The organism is Virgibacillus ainsalahensis (assembly GCF_055380755.1).
In genome coordinates this window covers 2,722,533-2,740,242 of sequence record NZ_AP043943.1, presented here as the reverse complement: position 1 = coordinate 2,740,242, position 17,710 = coordinate 2,722,533, and the positions used below count along the sequence as shown (strand labels likewise).

Here is a 17,710-nt window from a genome sequence, read left to right as displayed (position 1 = left end):
AATTTCGGAAAAATTTAAAAGTAAGGGTGATTAAAGGGAGCGCCCCCACGAACCAAAGGATATCGCCCGAAAGTGTTGAAACATCGTCCTCATGAAAGTGCGCATCACCTGAATGTGTTGAAACATCACCTTCATGAAAGTGCGCATCGCCTGAATGTGTTGAAACATCACCTTCATGAAAGTGCGCATCGCCTGAATGTGTTGAAACATCACCTTCATGAAAGTGCGCATCGCCTGAATGTGTTGAAACATCACCTTCATGAAAGTGCGCATCGCCTGAATGTGTTGAAACATCACCTTCATGAAAGTGCGCATCGCCTGAAAGTGTTTTAACATCGCTCTCATGAAAGTGCGCATCGCCGGAATGTGTTTCAACATCGCCTTCATGAAAGTGCGCATCGCCCGAATGTGTTTTAACATCGCCCCTAGGAAAGTGCGCATCGCCTGAATGTGCTTCAACATCGCCCTTAGGAAAGTACTCATCGCCCGAATGTGTTTTAACATCGCCTTCATGAAAGTGCGCATCGCCCGAATGTGTTTCAACATCGCCCTCATGAAAGTGCGCATCGCCCGAATGTGTTTCAACATCGCCTTCATGAAAGTGCGCATCGCCTAAATGTGTTTTAACATCGCTCCTAGGAAAGTGCGCATCGCCTGAATGTGCTTCAACATCGCCCTCATGAAAGTCCATCGCCCGAATGTGTTTTAACATCGCCTTCATGAAAGTGCACATCGCCCAAAAGTGTTCAAACATCGTCTCCCGCCAATCTACTCATCACCTAATCCACTTAACTGACAACAAAAAGCCCATACATAAAATAAATGCATGGGCTTAAGTATAATTATTCTTTTATTTCGCTGCTTTTTGTAGTTTTCCAATCATTTTCAATGCGCGGCCTGTGCCGATTGCCACCGATTCAAGCGGGTTTGGGGCAAGGTGTACAGGTACGATGATTTCATTGGAAAGCCAATTCTGCATCCCTTTTAATAAGGCGCCTCCACCAGTTAATACGATACCATGATCAACAATATCCCCACTTAATTCAGGAGGACAATTCTCCAATGTAGAACGGATAGCTTCCAAAATTTTATCCAGCGACTCTTTTAGGGCTGCATGTATTTCTGTGGATGTAATACTTACTGTTTTAGGCAGACCGGTAACCATATCTCTACCGCGGATTTCCATAGTTTCTTCTTTATGATCGGGAATCGCATTTCCAACTTCCATCTTAATATTCTCTGCTGTACGATCACCGATTAGAATATTATAATTTTTACGGATATGCTGGACAATTTCCTCATCCATCTTATCTCCACCAGTACGCACAGAATTACAGGAAACAACTCCGCCAAATGAGATGATACCTACCTCTGAAGTTCCGCCGCCTATATCAACAATAACGTTCGCTACGGGCTCATCTACAGGAAGATCAGCACCGATTGCAGCAGCTACAGGTTCTTCAATTAAATGCACCTGTTTTGCTCCATAACTGGACACAGCATTGTGAATAGCGCGCCGTTCTACTGTTGTGCTTCCGGAAGGTGTGCAAACAACAACTGTTGGCTTTCTCAAGGATAACCCATTTTTTTTGCTTACTTTTTTCAAAAACTCTTTCAGCATCTGTGCAGTTACATCATAATCAGCGATAACTCCGTCTTTTAATGGGCGGATGGGGACAATGTTTTGTGGTGTTTTTCCTACCATTTCTTTTGCTTCTGCACCAACAGCTACCACTTTTTTTGTGTTGACATCAATGGCTACAACAGCTGGCTCGTTTAAGACGATTCCTTTTGCTTTTGAATAAATAAGTATATTTGCAGTACCTAAATCAATTCCGATTTCTGCATTTGATAACATTGACATTTTCATGAATCCTCCAATGATGACTATATTCTTAACATTTTATTTCTATTTATTAAGGGTGAACGATTGAAAATAAGGGGGGTTGATAAAAAAGTAATATATTTTAGTAATATCATAGATTCTCCACTTATCCCTACTATATAAAAATAAGGCATTTCATAGGGGGAAAGCAAGTAACAATATCTTTACAAATTATTCATCATTGTAATAAAACAGGTGACTTTTTAAGGGTGTCAATAGCAATTTTGATGAAATATCTACCACTTTACCAAACTTTTTCCTATTTATCTGATTTTAGGATGGTTATGATTCCTATAAAAACAAAGGGGGATTCTGATTTAGAAAAGAGAAGACACCGTTTGGAAAACCCTGCCAGAATTATTACAAATAATCCATGCTATGATAATTTTGCATCAAACAAAACACAAAGGAGCGTGCAACAAGATGTTTAAGAAAGTAAGTATTGTTACAGCATTATCAACAGCTTTACTGTTTGGTGGAGCATTTGACTCTACTGCAGATGCATCAGCAAATGCTGATCAGTCCAGCTTTAACAAATATAAAATCTTTTATTCTGTAAATTCTCAGCAGGGGACCATTTCTGGTGATGATGTAAATGGAATGCTAGATAAAGCGTGGAGCAATTTAAAAGATAAATTGGACAACGTGAATTGGAATCATATTCAGGTTGAGTTACAAGAACAGCCTGTGAAAGAAGAACAAAAACAAGAAAAACCTGCTGAAGAGAAACAACCTAAGCAAGAAGCAGAACAGCCAACCGAAGAGAAACAACCTAAGCAAGAAGCGGAACAGCCAACTGAAGAGAAACAACCTGAGCAAGAAGCAGAGCAACCTGCTGAAGAACAACAATCGGAACAACCAGTTGAACAAGACAAGCAAGAAGAACAACCAACACAAAATGAGGAAGAGACAGAAGAAGAGCCTGTAGAGCAAGTGGAACAGCCTGAATCCTCAGCTCCTCAGCAAACAGTTCAGGAACAAGAACAACAAAACCAGAATCAGGAACAATCACAAGAATTAAATCAATTTGAACAAGAGGTAGTAGAATTAACAAACGAAGAAAGAGCTAAACAGGGTCTAAGCCCCCTTCAAATCGATACAGAATTAAGTGAAGTGGCAAGAGAGAAATCTCGTGATATGGCGGGAAGCAATTATTTTGCCCATAACAGCCCTAATTACGGCTCTCCATTTGATATGATGCAGAGCTTTGGTATTGATTACCGTACCGCTGGGGAAAATATCGCAAAAGGTCAACGTACTCCAGCAGAAGTTGTTGATGCATGGATGAATAGTGAAGGTCACCGTGCGAATATTCTAAATGGCGATTATACACATATCGGTGTTGGATATGTGGAACAAGGTAACCACTGGACACAACAATTTATTGGAAAATAATTGATAGATTAAGAGACTGGAATCCTATGAATAGGGTTCCAGTCTCTTTTTTTAAGGTTAAGAAAGCGAATTTTCTTACAGCATAAGTTAAGGATAAGGCTTACACTATAAAATTCTGACGAAGAGCCAATTTTTCTTATGACAATGGAAAGTGTGAGAAGTCATTGTTTAGGGAGGGTTCCCCCCTTGAAAATGCCAACCCACGTTGTATAATAATAGTGTCAGTGTCAGTGTCAGTGTGATTTGATGATTTGAACCATATGAATTTACATAATATGCAAGTATGCTTGTATTGGAACGATATTCAAGCTCCAAAAGGTAAAGAAGAAGGCAAATGTACAATTGTAGCTGTTGTAATTGACGCATCATATTATGAAAAGGAGTCAGCATGAAAAAACCGACTCCTTTTCTAGGCAGTTAAGAAAGTATAAAACTTTCTTACTGCATAAGTGCGGGCTTTGAATTTATCGCCATAAAGGCTTGGGCGTTTAGCCAAATTCTAACACAAGGGTTGTCCAAAAGAGTCTTCTCTCTTAACTAAGGCTTAAAAGTCATGGCGAAACTGGTTTCTAAAAGGTTATTGCGATTCTTTTTAGGGTATTATGGTTAAACAGGAAGAAACTAACGCAGAGATGATGAATTCCTGATATTCATTGAAATTTTCACAGAAATATACACATACTAGTCTTGGCGAGGTGGTTTCATTGGTACAAGGGACAACAAATTGGAATACGGAGTTAACCCGGGAATGGCTGCAGCAGTATGTGGATGACTGGGTCTCCTTTTATCGAAAACATACAGGTGATGGAGAGCTTGCATCCTATATTCCCATCCTGGAAGAAGCAGATCAGGATGATTTAGGCATTTCAATTCTTGGGAAAAATGGCCTAGCCATTCGCTCCGGAGACATTAATATCCCATTCACTATTCAAAGTATATCAAAAGTCTTCACTTTCATTGCGGCATGCATGGAACGCGGTGTCTCCTACATGCTGGATCGCGTTGATGTTGAACCGACTGGTGAAGCATTCAATTCGATTATGCATCTGGAAATGAAACAGGTTAAAAAACCATTTAATCCCATGGTTAATGCTGGCGCGATAACTGTTACCTCTATGCTGGAAGGAAAGACATCTGATCTTAAACTGGAGTCGTTGTTCGAGCTGTTCGAAAAAATGCTTGGCTATCGTCCGTTGATTAACATCGATGTGTACGAATCAGAAAGAGATGCTTCCATGCGGAACCGGGCGATTGGTTATTATTTATTGGAAATGGATTACCTGGAGTCGGATCTGAATGTAACATTGGAAGCATATTTTAAGCAATGTTCTATTGAAATTACAATAGATGACTTGGCTAGAATGGGTATGATACTAGCTAACGATGGAGAAGATCCGAACACCAGGGAAGAGATTATTCCACGGCAGATTACCCGGCTTGCGAAAGCACTAATGCTGACATGCGGGATGTATGATGCTTCAGGCAAATTTGCTGCTTATGTGGGAATTCCAGCAAAAAGTGGAGTCTCCGGTGGTATTATAGCCCTCGCTCCACCTAGAGTGCGTGACGAAGAACTGCCTTTTATGGAAGGTTGCGGCATAGGCGTATATGGACCTTCTCTCGACCCGCAAGGTAATAGCATTGCAGGGATTCGTTTGTTAAGGCATATTGCAAACCAATGGGATTTAAGCTTATTTTAAGAGGGGGATAATAATGTGTGGCAGGTATACATTATTGGCTGATGAACTGGAGATCATGCAGGAATTTGGTTTGGAACATGGCATCAATGGATATCAATACAGTTATAACATCGCTCCAGGACAAAATGTACTCGCAATTATCCACGATGGCAAGAAAAAAAGAGCAGGTTATTTGCGATGGGGGCTTGTTCCTTCATGGGCTAAAGATGAGAAAATCGGCTATAAAATGATTAATGCAAGAAGCGAAACAGCACATGAAAAACCAAGCTTTAAACAATTAATGTCACGTAAAAGATGTTTAATCGTGGCAGACAGTTTCTATGAATGGAAGAAAACAGACGAAAGAAAGCATCCGAAGCGAATTAAGCTAAAAAAACGAAATCTATTCGCATTTGCAGGATTGTGGGATAAATGGGTACATGGTGATCAAACACTTTTCACCTGTACAATTTTGACAAAGGATGCGAATGACTTCATGCAGGATATCCATCACCGGATGCCGGTCATTTTGCCTGATGGCAGGGAGGATGAATGGATTCATGGTCATATAAAATCGTCAATAGATGCACAGCAATTCATACAGACATTAGAGGATATCCCGCTCACCGCTTATAATGTGGCCGACTATGTGAATGCTGCCAAAAATAACGATACAACATGTATCGAGCCGATTACATTGTAAAGAAAGGATGCCCCTTGCGCTGCCGGGCATCCTTTCTATATAAGGAGTTTACGTACCTCAAAAGAATGAAAAATGTAATATTTTTTGCTTCTATTCTTGATTGATGATTATAATAGAATTAAAGTAGGGGTGGTTGTGTAAAATGATACGTGTCTTGTTTGTCTGTCTGGGAAACATTTGTCGTTCTCCAATGGCAGAGGCTGTATTTCGTGATCTTGTGCAAAAGGATAATTTATCCGGAAAAATAGAGGTCGATTCAAGTGGAACAGGAGAATGGCATATTGGCGAGGCGCCGCATGAGGGGACAAGAAATCTACTAGAAAAACAGCAAATTTCCTATGAAGGAATGTTTGCAAGGCAGGTTAATACAAATGACTGGGATGCTTATGATTATATTATTGCAATGGACGAGCAAAATATAATGGATTTAAAAGAAATGAACCAGAACACGGATGAAGCGGTTGTGAAAAAACTGATGGAATTTGTGGATGATCCGGATGAAATAAATATCCCTGATCCTTATTTCACCGGGGATTTCAACTACACATATAAGCTGGTTTCGAAAGGATGCAAAAACTTACTTTCATATATCAAAGAAACACATAATATAAAATAAGAGGAGAGAATAAGATGAGTAAACGTAAATTGGTAACAGGGATTCTAACAGGAGCAGCAATCGGAGGACTGGTAACTTTATTTGACAAAGAAACCAGGAAGTACACCGTAAATAAACTGAATACAGTTAAGTCAGGTTCATCTTATTGGATACAAAATCCTTCGGAAGCCGTTCATAAGTTAAGAATGACGTTGGACAAAGTCAGTGAAAACTTTCCGGATGGAGCTGCGAATGTAATCAATGCATTGGAAACTGCAGAAAAGCAATTGGAGAAAGTGGCAGGAAATAAGGAAACAAAAGAATTAGAACAGTAATCACAAAGGGGGAGTTGGTATGGGAAAAGCAGTAAACTTCACCAAGCAAGTATATGGCCGAATTATGAATGATGATATATTTGGTTTGGCTGCACAATTAGCATACTTCTTTTTGCTATCACTCTTTCCTTTCCTGTTGTTTCTGCTAACCTTGATTGGTTATTTGCCGATTAATGATCAGGTGGTAATTGATCTACTTGCAGATTACGCACCAGCACAAATTGTTGACTTAATCAATACAAACATCAGTCAATTGGTCAATGAGCAGAATGGTGGTTTGTTATCGATTGGGATAATCGGCACATTATGGGCAGCTTCCAATGCGATTAATGCTATGACAAGATCCTTCAATAAGGCATATGAGGTGGAAGAGAACCGCTCATTTATTGTTGCCAGACTGATAGCAATTGTATTAACAGTTGCAATGGTACTAGTCATTTGTATCGCCTTCCTGCTGCCCGTTTTTGGCCGGATAATCGGTGAATACATATTTTCATTTTTTGGTCTGTCGGCAGGTTTTCTTTCCATATGGGAAACCTTTCGATATGTTATATCTTCACTTATATTTTTTATTGTATTTCTTGCATTGTATAAACTGGCACCCAACAAACGAATTTATTTTAAAAATGCTGTATGGGGCGCACTTTTTGCTACGGTCAGCTGGCAGCTCATATCGCTTGGTTTTTCCTTTTATGTCAGTAATATGGGGAACTACTCTGCAACCTATGGCAGTTTAGGTGCTGTTATTGTACTTATGATATGGTTTTATATTTCCGGAATTATTATTATGACCGGCGGAGTAATTAATGCAGTGATCCGAAAAAACAAAAGGGCTGGCAGTTGAATATCAGCTGCCAATACTGGCAAATCATTTACATTTACTGAAATCCTACTCCCCTCATGCCCATTAACATCATCAGTAAAACAACCACATTGATTGCAAAAGCTCTTTTCGTAAATTTTGTTGCGCTTTAACGTCGCAGTTGATATAAAATGGTACGTAACTCTATCGTTTTTTGCTTTCTTCCATTCCTCTTGAAAGAAGTGTAGCTTAACAATTCACATGTTAGATAGATGGATTGCACCAAATCATTTACATCAGCATCATCTCCTCTGCTACCAATTCTACAAATGACCTCCCCATTGCACCAAGTACAGGAGCATCATTAGTTCATTCACCTACTATTGTCACATGTTAAATCTTTCTTTAATTGATTGATTCAAACAGTATCCTTCCATGCAAAAACTGTAACAATTACATTATTAGATATTGCTATAACAGTTGTTTTCACTGCGCTGTGCTTGTGCTCTCCATCCCATTGAGGGGTGATTTTTTAAAAAGCTAAAACAAACGAGGAAGTAAATGGTATCTGCTGTTGATGTTTTATGGAGTATTTATTAATACAGAATTCACTTTATTGAATCTCTCATAAAAAGCTGTTACTATTAATTTGATACAATTTATGACACAGGTGATGTTAGGGGGGATTTGATGAAGAATTTTAAAACTTGGCTTGTTTTACTTATAGCAGTTGCTGTTTTGGGTGCATGCGGTAATTCTGAAGAAGAAAGCACGGGTAGTGAAACAGACGAAAGTGTTGCAGATGAAAGTTGGGCAGAGATTCAGGGTGCCGGTGAACTTGTTGTAGGAACTTCCGGTACTCTATTTCCCGCTTCTTACTATGAAGGAGAAGAAGGAAATCAAGATAACTTGACCGGTTATAATGTGGAAGTGATACGGGAGCTTGCAAGCCGGCTTGGGTTAGATATTTCGTTTGAAATTATGGGGGTTGACAGTATGCTGCCTGCAGTTCAAAGCGGGCGAATTAACGTGGCAATCAATGACATTGAACCAACGGACTCAAGAAAAGAACAATTTAACTTTAGTGAACCTTATAAATATTCGTATACCACCATGGTAGTTCGTGAAGGTGATAATTCAGGAATAAACACACTGGAAGACCTGGACGGAAAAAAAGCCGGTGGTGGAGCAACAACAGTATATAGCCAAATTGCAGAACATTATGGAGCGGAGGTTGTTACATACGGAAATGCCCCAAATGAAGCCTACCTGCGTGATGTTCACAACGGGCGTACGGACGTTGTTATCAATGATTATTATTTACAAAAATTCGGTATTGCGGAATTCCCGGATTTTGATATTCATCTACATCCTGAATTGAAATTCCGCCCAACTGAAAATGCTATTGTCCTACCAAAAGGTTCGGATAAATTAACGGAAGAAATAAATAATGCATTGAATGAAATGCGTGATGATGGAACACTGTCTGAACTTGCAGTACAGTTCTTTGAAGAAGATGCATCACAGAAGCCTGAAGGAGAAATTCAACAAATCGAGGGCCTGGATTTGTGAGTAGAATAAATGGTAGCTAATAGAGAACTAGAGCATTGTTTTTTTATATAACAAGGGAGATGAAAAAATTGAAAAAAATTAATATGTTATTTGTTTTGTTTATATCGATTGCTCTACTAAGTGCATGTGGTACTTCTGAAGAGGAAAGTACGGGCGGTGAAACAGAGGAAAGTGCTTCAGATGAAAGATGGGAAGAAGTCCAGGATGCTGGTGAACTTGTTGTTGGAACTTCTGGTACGTTAATTGCTGCTTCTTATTATGATGGAGAAGAAGAAAGTGAAGACCAGTTAACCGGTTATGATGTTGAAGTAATGCGAGAAGTTGCTGATCGTCTGGAATTAGATATTTCGTTTGAAATTATGGGGATTGACAGTATGCTTCCAGCAGTTCAAAGTGGTAGAATTGATGTTGCGGCAAATGATATCGAGGCAACAGATAAACGAAAAGAAGAATTTAACTTCAGTGAACCATATAAATATTCTTACACTACAATGGCTGTTCGAGAAGAAGATAATTCAGGGATTGAGTCATTGGAAGATTTAGAAGGAAAAAAAGCCGGTGGCGGAGCAACGACAATTTATAGCCAAATTGCAGAACACTATGGTGCGGAGGTAATTACATATGGAAATGCTCCGAATGAAGCCTACTTGGGTGATGTGCATCGAGCGAGAACGGATGTTGTCATTAATGACTACTTTTTAACGAAATTCGGTGTTGGAGGATTTCCTGAATTTGATATCCATCTACATCCCGATCTGAAATTCCACCCTACGGAACAGGCTGTTGTTATACCAGAAGGTGCGGATACAATGACAGAAGAAATAAATAATGCACTAAATGAGATGCGTGAAGATGGCACACTTTCTGAGCTTGCCATAGAATTTTATGAAGAAGACGCTTCACAGGAACCGGAAGAGGAAATTGAGGAGATCGAAGGCTTAGACCTTTAAGGAGACTTGAGTAATGAACTTCAATGGTTTTGACTTTGGTGGTTTGTTTAACATAGAACTCGCATTGGAGAGCCTCCCTTTTATTCTGGAAGGATTGCCAATGACCCTTATCATCTCAATCGCAGGAATGCTGATAGGTTTAGGTCTGGGATTATTCCTTGCATTAGCCAGAGGTTCAAAAAAAAGTATCCTTCGTTGGCCGGCGCGACTGTATATATCATTTATGCGAGGAACTCCAATGCTTGTTTTTTTGTTTATTTTATATTTTGGATTACCTATTGTCGGCATAGAATTCACAGCTATTACTGCGGCGATCCTGGGGTTTGGCTTAAATAGTGCGGCATACATCGCTGAAATCGATCGTTCATCATTAAATAGTATTGATAATGGTCAATGGGAATCGGCAACGGCTTTGAATATAGGTTATTGGACAGCGTTACGTAAGATAATCCTGCCACAGGCAACAAGAATTGCAATTCCTCCACTAACCAATGTGTTCATGGATATTGTAAAGGCCACATCGCTTGCAGCGGTTATTACAGTGCCTGAACTTTTTCAGAAAACACAAATCGTAGCCGGAAGAGAGTTTGACGCAATGACAATGTATGTGCTTGTTGCATTGATTTACTGGCCGATATGTATCCTGATTGGATTTATGCAGGATCGGTTGGAAAACAGATATAGTAAATATGTATAAAAATAGGCTGTCTTCAAAGAAGTTGATTCTTTGAGACAGCCTATCAACTTATTATACGGCATCAGCGTGTTTTTCTTTACGTAAGAAAATTGCAGCTATTATCACAAGCAGTACTGCAACAATTAAATAAAAGAATGAAACTCCCGGAAATGCTTCCACATATAACCCGCCGAGAAAGGGTCCACTTATACTCCCAATACTAAAAGTAATCCCCACCATCAGATTGCCAGCCGGTAACAATTCTCCTGGAAGCATATCGGTCATATAGGAGATACCCAGAGAAAAAAGAGAGCCGACAAACATCCCGGCTAGTGTAAATAGTATAAATAAAGCAATTACCGATGTTTCAAAACCTGCTGCAAGCACAAAGCAGATTGTTCCGGCAATCAATATGGAAAGGAGAGTTGCTCTTCTTCCATATCGGTCACTTAAAATTCCCAATGGCAATTGTGTGATAAGACTGCCCGCAGCAAAACAGGGGACAATGAGGGACAGGATATCTACATCATGACCGATTCGCATCCCGTAAATTGGAAAGATACTGTGCAGGGAAGCTTCCAGAAATCCATAACCAAACCCGGGCAGAAGAGCTACCCAAGCTATTTTTCCAGCGTGCCAAAACCGGCCAATCGAATTTGTTCTGCTGGTTGTTTCGATTTCTTGCTTCGGCCAGCTATTTCGAACAAACAGCATGGTAGACCAGACAAGCATGCTAAGTCCTGCTGAAACTAAAAATGGCAGAGCTTCATTAACAGATAATAAGCGCGTCATTAATGGCCCCAGGGCAAAACCCAACCCGAAAAACATTCCATAATAAGCGATGCTTCTGCCTCTTGTTTCTTTAGTAGCGGTTGTTGTAATCCATGTTTGTGTGCCAAAATGAAGCATTTGGTCGCCAATACCAACAGTTATGCGCAAAATAAACCAAAACCATAGGGCCTCCCAAAATGGAAATAAAGCTAATGAAATAAATACAAGCATTCCTCCGAAAATGATAATTGGTTTAAAGCCAAACTTTCGCATAGGCTTTTCCATAAAGGGAGAAGCTAAGAGGACACCAATATATAATCCAGTTGCATGAAGACCGTTAACAGAGGAAGAAATCCCATTTTGCTCCAGAATAATTGCAAGTAATGGTAGTAACATTCCTTGTGAAAACCCCGAAACTGAAACAAGCGCTATTAAAATCCAAAATCGTTTTTTAGCAGAAACCATTATTGTTCATCCATTCGTTTTATATTACATATCCAACCTAATTGGTATTATAAGGGCAAATATTCTGCATTACCAGCCGAGAAAAAGATTAAAGTAAACCATTAATGGAAATATACTAGTAAGTCGAAAGAAACGGAGGGGTACTAGATGGAATTTTATTTAAAAGAAAAAGGTATACGAACCGATTTGGATTACAATGAATTAAGCATTTCAGGAAACGAAGAATATGGATTTCGCCCATTTCAGTTGATGGTAGCATCCATTGCAGGCTGCAGCGGTTCCGTATTCCGGAAAATTTTGAATAAACAACGTGCCGAAGTGGAAGATATGGTTATTTCAGCTGATATTGTAAGAAATCCTGAAGAAGCAAACCGTATTGAACGTATTTCGTTAAAATTCACGATAAAAGGTTATCGGCTTGACCCGGAGAAACTTTATAAAAACTTAGAAATTGCACGAAAAAATTGTTCCATGATTCGCTCTGTGGAAGATAGTATTAAGATTGAGGAGAGTATTGAAACAATTGAATTGAGCCACTAGAATAAAGAAGATTAAATGAAATCTTCGTATAAAATTCATGTGTCAGAAAAAACTATGGAAAAAGGAAAGGAATGGCACACATGAATAAGAGGAAAAATTATGCTATTGCATTAATTGTATTTGCTTTTTGTTTTGTATTTCCGATACCTGGTCACAGTGATGAAAAAGAGTCATCAAAAGGAGACTATGATATTCCCAGTCATGTATTAACAATCTCCAAAGAAAATACATTTCCAAACGCTTCAGAGGACCAGGAAGTTGTTGAACCAAGCGAATTAACACAAGAGTTGATTGATAAAATAAAAACACCGGTTGAAAACCCTGAATTAATCAAATTACTGAATGAATCAACCCTAAAGCCGTCTCCGATTGCAATTGGCTATAGGGGAATGGTGTATTTGGGAAGATGGCCGCTGAATTATCAATCAACAGAAACAACGATTAATTGGGAGTACCAGCATATTAACACAAATGAACTTAATAATCTTGGCGGAAACGATAACCAGAAAATGAACTATGTACAGCAGGAACAAAAAGAAGTTAAAGGAGCACTTACCAACAAAATCGCAAATCCTGAAAATGTAAAAACAATGATGCTACTAAAATCAAAAGCCAAGACAGAGCTTCCCCTATCCTATAATACAACCATTGGGAAAAATACGAAAAAAGATAATGCCTATAATGTTCCTGAAACTAAAAATGGGGAATTAAAAGCATATGCCCCAGCTGTGAATGAAAAAGGACAAGTAACATTTGGAGAAGTATATATCGAATTAAAAGGCTCTAAAAAAGCCATCGTTATTAAAAATGTAACCAAACAGGGAATCGGTGCATGGATTCCAATTCAAGATCATACTTCTTTCTCTTTTCAATTAAAATAGCCAAAAAAAGCCCTGTGACTTTGTTGCAGGGTTTTTTAATATTAAGGTTGATTTTTATGCTTTAATGCTTTATCATGGTGAAGTATTAAAGATAAAATCATCAGGTATCGCTATAGAGAGGGGAATATATATGGAATGGATTGTGGTCGTTTCCGTTCTGGTTATGACAATACTTAGTCTGTCAAGGGTAAATGTGATTATTGCCATCATAGCTGCAGCACTGACCGCAGGGTTAATGGCAGGATTGTCATTCATAGATTCAATTGAAATGCTGGTAAATGGCATGGGAGGACAGGCGAATACAGCATTAAGCTATATTTTGCTTGGAGCTTTTGCTGTCGCTATCAGCTATACGGGGATCACAGGTATTTTAGTAAATTACCTGATAAAGGTACTGACAGGAAAGAAGACAATGATGCTGTTGGCGATAGCCGGGGTAGCATCACTTTCACAAAATCTGGTACCAGTTCATATTGCATTTATACCAATTTTAATTCCACCGTTATTAAAGCTTTTTGATAACATGCGTCTGGATCGTCGGGCTGTAGCTACTGCACTGACATTCGGTCTGAAGGCACCATATGTGATGATTCCAGCTGGATTCGGCCTTATTTTCCATAATACTATTGTTGACAGTATGAATGAGAATGGTACTGCAGTAACAGTTGGAGATACGGCGATGGCAATGCTTCTCCCTGGTTTGGGGATGGTTGTCGGACTGCTTGTGGCAATATTTTTCACATATCGAAAAGATCGTGAAGCTATACCAGGTGCAGGCGGAATAGAGTCATCTCTTGTTACATCAGAGGCAGAAGAAGTTTCATTTAATAAAAATCATATGTTTACCATTGTTGCAATTCTTGGGGCATTAATTGTGCAAATCATAACAGAAAGTTTAATTCTGGGAGCTTTAACTGGACTTGTATTAATGTTTGCTTTCATTGTAGTTCCGTTCAAAAGTGGTGATCGAATTGTCTCAGAAGGTATCGGTATGATGGGAACCATTGCATTTGTAATGCTGGTTGCTTCCGGATATGGAAATGTTTTAACAGAAACCGGTTCAGTTGATGCCCTTGTCGAAGTATCTTCCGGGTTCTTAGGTGATAATAAGGCAATGATTGCTTTTATATTATTACTTGTTGGTTTAGTTGTAACTCTGGGGATTGGTTCATCTTTTGGAACGGTCCCAATTCTAGCTGCATTATATGTTCCAATTTGTATGGCTGCCGGGTTTTCACCTGTCGCAACTGCCGCTTTAATTGGTACGGCTGGAGCGCTTGGGGATGCCGGATCACCAGCTTCTGATAGTACCCTCGGGCCGACATCAGGCTTAAATGCTGATGGCAAACATCATCACATTTGGGATACCGTTGTCCCGACATTTATCCATTATAATATCCCGTTATTTATATTTGGGTGGTTAGCAGCTATCGTACTATAAATGAAGGTTGGTTTCCGCACTGCGGCAATCAACCTAGCAGATACGTCACATTTTATTTCAACTGCAAGAGTAAAAAGCAACAAAATTACGATAGCCTAAATGAATAATATAGAAGATAAAAGGAAAAGGTAAGATAAAAACAGGTGGGTTGTTTATGCAAAAAAATGCTGCAGTATCAATCATCGTTATTCTTATCTTTTCTTTTGGTTTTCTTGAGCCGGCAACTGCCACAGGATATGGGTGGGGATTTAAAAAAAATACAGATCATCAAGTGCCCGACATTGGAAGTTATCAGGCATTACTTGAAAAGTATGGAGCCTACTATGCAGACCTTTCCGGAGAAAAAAATATTTATCTGACCTTTGATAATGGCTATGAGGAAGGTTATACAGAAGGTATATTGGATGTTTTAAAAAAAGAAGAAGTACCTGCGACTTTTTTTGTGACAGGGCACTATGTTGATAGTGAACCGGATCTGATTGCTAGAATGGTGGATGAAGGACATATTATAGGAAATCATTCTTACCATCATCCGGATTTTTCAACGGTTTCAAAAGAAACAATGCAGCAGGAATTGGAAACCCTGGAAGAGGCAGTTGCAGATGTTTCCGACCAGAAGGAGTTAAAATATCTCCGCCCGCCTAGAGGAATGTTTAATGAGCAAACATTGGAATGGTCAAATGAATTAGGCTATATCCACGTTTTTTGGTCGTTGGCATTCATTGATTGGGAAACGAATAAGCAAAAGGGTTGGGAATATGCATTTGATCAAATCATGAACCAAATTCATCCGGGGGCAATTGTACTGCTTCACACCGTATCATCTGATAATGCAAAGGCACTAGAGCATTTGATTTCAGAATTGAAAGACCAGGGATACAATTTTAAGAGTCTGGATGATCTTGTATTGGAAGACAGGCTGCCAGAAGGAATTTATGGATTATAAGTATGGACAGTCCAAAAGGGTCTGATCCCTCGTTTAACTGTAATATCCAGCGAGAAATTTCAATTCTTCACTGGATATTGTAACCGAGGATCAGACCCCTTATATTTATTTAAAATTTTCTTAACTTTTGATATACTTAATTGCAAACGCGTATGGGGAGTGAAAGGAATGAAAAGGGAAGATTTGATTGCTCCAAAAGATTATAATATAGTGATGGAAATGGAGCGTTACGCAACAGATCCAGACAAAAAAGCATTGATTTGGCAGGATGAAGCCGGCCAGTCAAAAGAAATATCTTATGTTGACTTAGTGGAAAATATAAACAGAATTGGAAACGTTTTTCTTGATAATGGTTTAAAAAGAGGAGATAAGCTACTAGTAATGATACCAAGATTTATTGATGTATATGAGGTATACCTTGCAGCTTTAAAAACAGGAATCATTATCATACCAAGCTCTGAGATGCTTAAAACAAAAGATCTGCAATATCGGATAAGCCATGGAGAAGTAAAAGGAATTGTAAGTTATTATCCTTTTGTTGATCAGTTTAAGGATATTCATGAATATGATCAATTGATAAAATATACAGTAGGAGGACCGGTTAAAGAGTGGTCTTTCCTTGATGAGTTGAAAAAGGATGTATCTGATGAATTGGAAATGGCAGATACAACACGGGACGATATCGCATTTCTTCCATATACTTCAGGAACAACAGGTAATCCAAAAGGTGTAGTACATACACATGGATGGGGCTATGCGCATTTGCAGACTGCGCCCAAAAACTGGCTTTCCATCAAAGAAGGGGACAAAGTATGGGCAACCGCAGGCCCGGGTTGGCAAAAATGGATATGGAGTCCGTTTTTATCTGTGCTTGGTTCAGGAGCAACAGGTTTTATCTATAATGGAAAATTTGACCCGAAAACATATTTAAGCCTTCTGCAGGATGAAGAGATTAATGTATTATGTTGTACACCGACAGAATATCGGATTATGGCTAAGGTTGATAATCTGGGAGACTATCAATTGCCAAAGCTTCACAGTGCCGTTTCAGCTGGGGAACCATTGAATGTGGAAGTAATTGATACATTCCAAAGGTATTTTGACATCATAGTAAGGGATGGTTATGGACAAACAGAAAACACACTGCTTCTTGGTGTGATGGAGAATATGAAGGTAAAACCAGGTTCCATGGGCAAACCAACTCCAGGCAATGAGGTAGAGATTATTGATGAAGAAGGAAAGCCGCTTCCTGCAAATGAGGTCGGTGATATCGCAGTTAAGATCGATAGCCCGGCATTATTCAGGGAATATTACAAGGATATGGAACGAACAAAAATGTCTCGTATTGGAGCGTACTATATTACTGGTGATCAAGCTAAAAAAGATGAAGACGGTTATTTCTGGTTTGAAGGTCGTAAGGATGATATCATCATCAGCTCCGGTTATACCATTGGACCATTTGAAGTAGAGGATGCACTAGTTAAACATCCGTATGTGCAGGAATGTGCAGTAGTGGCAAGTCCTGATGAAACCAGGGGAAGTATCGTAAAGGCATTTATCGTATTGAAGGAAAATGTGAATCAAGACAATCCAGATTTACCTAAAGACCTACAGGATCATGTGAAATCACTGACAGCTCCCTATAAATATCCGAGGCAAATTGAGTTTATGGATGAACTACCAAAAACCACCTCAGGGAAGATCAGACGAATTGAACTGAGACAAAAGGAAAAGTCAAAACAGTAATATATAAAATTCAGGTGGGACTTTTACATAGTCTCATCTTTTTTATGGCTGTTTTCTCAAAGGTATGGGGCTGCGGTTTATAACTATAATTTTTATAAAAAAATTGCACAAAACACTTGAAAGTCAAAGATGGTCAGAGTATAATAAAATCATAAGGTCAAAGATAGTCAAACTGAAGGTGCTGCTACTTGAGCACAAACTTCTTTTGATTTGACCTATTAGTAAAAACCACATTGATTAGCGAAAATCTCTTCAAGCAAAACATTTGCATGCTAATAAATGTGGATTTATAATAAAGTAAAGGTCAAAGATAGTCAAAGTCAAACTA

Annotated in this window: 18 protein-coding genes; 15 read left to right on the top strand and 3 right to left on the bottom strand. The window is 39.0% G+C overall.

The features are described 5' to 3' along the window. Nucleotides 1-30 precede the first annotated feature (30 nt). Together ACZ427_RS13465 and mreBH are read right to left on the bottom strand one after the other, a co-directional pair. The gene (locus ACZ427_RS13465; RefSeq protein ID WP_464883445.1) at nt 31-609 is read right to left on the bottom strand and encodes a hypothetical protein; all 579 of its coding nucleotides are present in this window, start codon (nt 607-609) and stop codon (nt 31-33) included. 241 nt (nt 610-850) lie between these two features. Further along, on the bottom strand, nt 851-1,858 hold the full coding sequence (gene mreBH, locus ACZ427_RS13460) for a rod-share determining protein MreBH (protein WP_461176670.1): 1,008 nt from the start codon (nt 1,856-1,858) through the stop codon (nt 851-853). A 236-nt stretch (nt 1,859-2,094) separates the two neighbouring features. Here mreBH and ACZ427_RS13455 point away from each other — a divergent pair, with 236 nt between their 5' ends. The 10 genes from ACZ427_RS13455 (at nt 2,095) to ACZ427_RS13410 (ending at nt 10,613) form a co-directional block, all read left to right on the top strand. Continuing rightward, a complete protein-coding gene (locus tag ACZ427_RS13455; protein ID WP_461176505.1) occupies nt 2,095-2,316 on the top strand; it encodes a hypothetical protein in 222 nt (73 codons plus the stop codon). After that, nucleotides 2,309-3,280 carry a CAP domain-containing protein gene (locus ACZ427_RS13450; protein WP_461176504.1) on the top strand — a complete coding sequence of 324 codons (972 nt, stop codon included), beginning with the start codon at nt 2,309-2,311 and terminating at the stop codon, nt 3,278-3,280. Before ACZ427_RS13455 ends, ACZ427_RS13450 begins: the two co-directional genes overlap by 8 nt. A 704-nt stretch (nt 3,281-3,984) precedes the next feature. Further along, the gene (locus ACZ427_RS13445; protein WP_461176669.1) at nt 3,985-4,980 is read left to right on the top strand and encodes a glutaminase; all 996 of its coding nucleotides are present in this window, start codon (nt 3,985-3,987) and stop codon (nt 4,978-4,980) included. A gap of 13 nt (nt 4,981-4,993) precedes the next feature. Further along, on the top strand, nt 4,994-5,662 hold the full coding sequence (locus ACZ427_RS13440; protein ID WP_461176503.1) for an SOS response-associated peptidase: 669 nt from the start codon (nt 4,994-4,996) through the stop codon (nt 5,660-5,662). Nucleotides 5,663-5,804: 142 nt separating this feature from the next. Further along, entirely contained in the window at nt 5,805-6,278 is a 474-nt protein-coding gene (locus ACZ427_RS13435; protein WP_461176502.1) for a low molecular weight protein-tyrosine-phosphatase, read from the top strand. Nucleotides 6,279-6,292: 14 nt separating this feature from the next. Then, nucleotides 6,293-6,592, top strand: a complete 300-nt coding sequence (locus ACZ427_RS13430) for a YtxH domain-containing protein (RefSeq protein WP_461176501.1) — start codon at nt 6,293-6,295, stop codon at nt 6,590-6,592. Nucleotides 6,593-6,611: 19 nt separating this feature from the next. Next, on the top strand, nt 6,612-7,436 hold the full coding sequence (locus tag ACZ427_RS13425) for a YihY/virulence factor BrkB family protein (RefSeq protein WP_461176500.1): 825 nt from the start codon (nt 6,612-6,614) through the stop codon (nt 7,434-7,436). A gap of 648 nt (nt 7,437-8,084) precedes the next feature. After that, nucleotides 8,085-8,966 (top strand): transporter substrate-binding domain-containing protein, encoded by an 882-nt coding sequence (locus ACZ427_RS13420; RefSeq protein WP_461176499.1) that lies wholly within the window; start codon nt 8,085-8,087, stop codon nt 8,964-8,966. Nucleotides 8,967-9,025: 59 nt separating this feature from the next. Further along, nucleotides 9,026-9,916, top strand: a complete 891-nt coding sequence (locus tag ACZ427_RS13415; protein WP_461176498.1) for a transporter substrate-binding domain-containing protein — start codon at nt 9,026-9,028, stop codon at nt 9,914-9,916. Between the two features lie 13 nt (nt 9,917-9,929). Next, nucleotides 9,930-10,613: an amino acid ABC transporter permease gene (locus ACZ427_RS13410; protein ID WP_461176497.1), complete on the top strand. Its 684-nt coding sequence runs from the start codon at nt 9,930-9,932 to the stop codon at nt 10,611-10,613. A gap of 51 nt (nt 10,614-10,664) precedes the next feature. On the opposite strand, the gene ACZ427_RS13405 is transcribed toward ACZ427_RS13410, so the two are convergent. After that, nucleotides 10,665-11,828, bottom strand: coding sequence for an MFS transporter (locus tag ACZ427_RS13405; protein WP_461176496.1), 1,164 nt, complete (start codon nt 11,826-11,828; stop codon nt 10,665-10,667). Between the two features lie 147 nt (nt 11,829-11,975). Here ACZ427_RS13405 and ACZ427_RS13400 point away from each other — a divergent pair, with 147 nt between their 5' ends. From ACZ427_RS13400 to mbcS, 5 genes are all read left to right on the top strand, one after another. Then, on the top strand, nt 11,976-12,368 hold the full coding sequence (locus ACZ427_RS13400) for an OsmC family protein (RefSeq protein WP_461176495.1): 393 nt from the start codon (nt 11,976-11,978) through the stop codon (nt 12,366-12,368). 80 nt (nt 12,369-12,448) lie between these two features. Then, nucleotides 12,449-13,249 (top strand): YfkD family protein, encoded by an 801-nt coding sequence (locus tag ACZ427_RS13395; protein WP_461176494.1) that lies wholly within the window; start codon nt 12,449-12,451, stop codon nt 13,247-13,249. A 130-nt stretch (nt 13,250-13,379) separates the two neighbouring features. Then, nucleotides 13,380-14,690 carry a Na+/H+ antiporter family protein gene (locus tag ACZ427_RS13390; protein WP_461176493.1) on the top strand — a complete coding sequence of 437 codons (1,311 nt, stop codon included), beginning with the start codon at nt 13,380-13,382 and terminating at the stop codon, nt 14,688-14,690. 154 nt (nt 14,691-14,844) lie between these two features. Beyond that, complete coding sequence (gene pdaA / locus ACZ427_RS13385) at nt 14,845-15,636, top strand: delta-lactam-biosynthetic de-N-acetylase (protein WP_461176492.1); 792 nt, start codon at nt 14,845-14,847, stop codon at nt 15,634-15,636. A gap of 168 nt (nt 15,637-15,804) precedes the next feature. Beyond that, on the top strand, nt 15,805-17,382 hold the full coding sequence (gene mbcS, locus ACZ427_RS13380) for an acyl-CoA synthetase MbcS (RefSeq protein WP_461176491.1): 1,578 nt from the start codon (nt 15,805-15,807) through the stop codon (nt 17,380-17,382). Nucleotides 17,383-17,710 lie beyond the last annotated feature (328 nt).

What these genes read in the sequence shown, in the direction of transcription:
- ACZ427_RS13390 (WP_461176493.1), top strand. Translation starts at nt 13,380, where the DNA reads ATGGAATGGATTGTGGTCGTTTCCGTTCTGGTTATGACAATACTTAGT.
- mbcS (WP_461176491.1), top strand. Translation starts at nt 15,805, where the DNA reads ATGAAAAGGGAAGATTTGATTGCTCCAAAAGATTATAATATAGTGATG.
- ACZ427_RS13405 (WP_461176496.1), bottom strand. Translation starts at nt 11,828, where the DNA reads ATGGTTTCTGCTAAAAAACGATTTTGGATTTTAATAGCGCTTGTTTCA.
- ACZ427_RS13415 (WP_461176498.1), top strand. Translation starts at nt 9,026, where the DNA reads ATGAAAAAATTGAAAAAAATTAATATGTTATTTGTTTTGTTTATATCG.
- ACZ427_RS13400 (WP_461176495.1), top strand. Translation starts at nt 11,976, where the DNA reads ATGGAATTTTATTTAAAAGAAAAAGGTATACGAACCGATTTGGATTAC.
- ACZ427_RS13410 (WP_461176497.1), top strand. Translation starts at nt 9,930, where the DNA reads ATGAACTTCAATGGTTTTGACTTTGGTGGTTTGTTTAACATAGAACTC.
- ACZ427_RS13435 (WP_461176502.1), top strand. Translation starts at nt 5,805, where the DNA reads ATGATACGTGTCTTGTTTGTCTGTCTGGGAAACATTTGTCGTTCTCCA.
- mreBH (WP_461176670.1), bottom strand. Translation starts at nt 1,858, where the DNA reads ATGTTATCAAATGCAGAAATCGGAATTGATTTAGGTACTGCAAATATA.
- pdaA (WP_461176492.1), top strand. Translation starts at nt 14,845, where the DNA reads ATGCAAAAAAATGCTGCAGTATCAATCATCGTTATTCTTATCTTTTCT.
- ACZ427_RS13440 (WP_461176503.1), top strand. Translation starts at nt 4,994, where the DNA reads ATGTGTGGCAGGTATACATTATTGGCTGATGAACTGGAGATCATGCAG.
- ACZ427_RS13450 (WP_461176504.1), top strand. Translation starts at nt 2,309, where the DNA reads ATGTTTAAGAAAGTAAGTATTGTTACAGCATTATCAACAGCTTTACTG.
- ACZ427_RS13430 (WP_461176501.1), top strand. Translation starts at nt 6,293, where the DNA reads ATGAGTAAACGTAAATTGGTAACAGGGATTCTAACAGGAGCAGCAATC.
- ACZ427_RS13465 (WP_464883445.1), bottom strand. Translation starts at nt 609, where the DNA reads ATGCGCACTTTCATGAAGGCGATGTTGAAACACATTCGGGCGATGCGC.
- ACZ427_RS13395 (WP_461176494.1), top strand. Translation starts at nt 12,449, where the DNA reads ATGAATAAGAGGAAAAATTATGCTATTGCATTAATTGTATTTGCTTTT.
- ACZ427_RS13420 (WP_461176499.1), top strand. Translation starts at nt 8,085, where the DNA reads ATGAAGAATTTTAAAACTTGGCTTGTTTTACTTATAGCAGTTGCTGTT.
- ACZ427_RS13425 (WP_461176500.1), top strand. Translation starts at nt 6,612, where the DNA reads ATGGGAAAAGCAGTAAACTTCACCAAGCAAGTATATGGCCGAATTATG.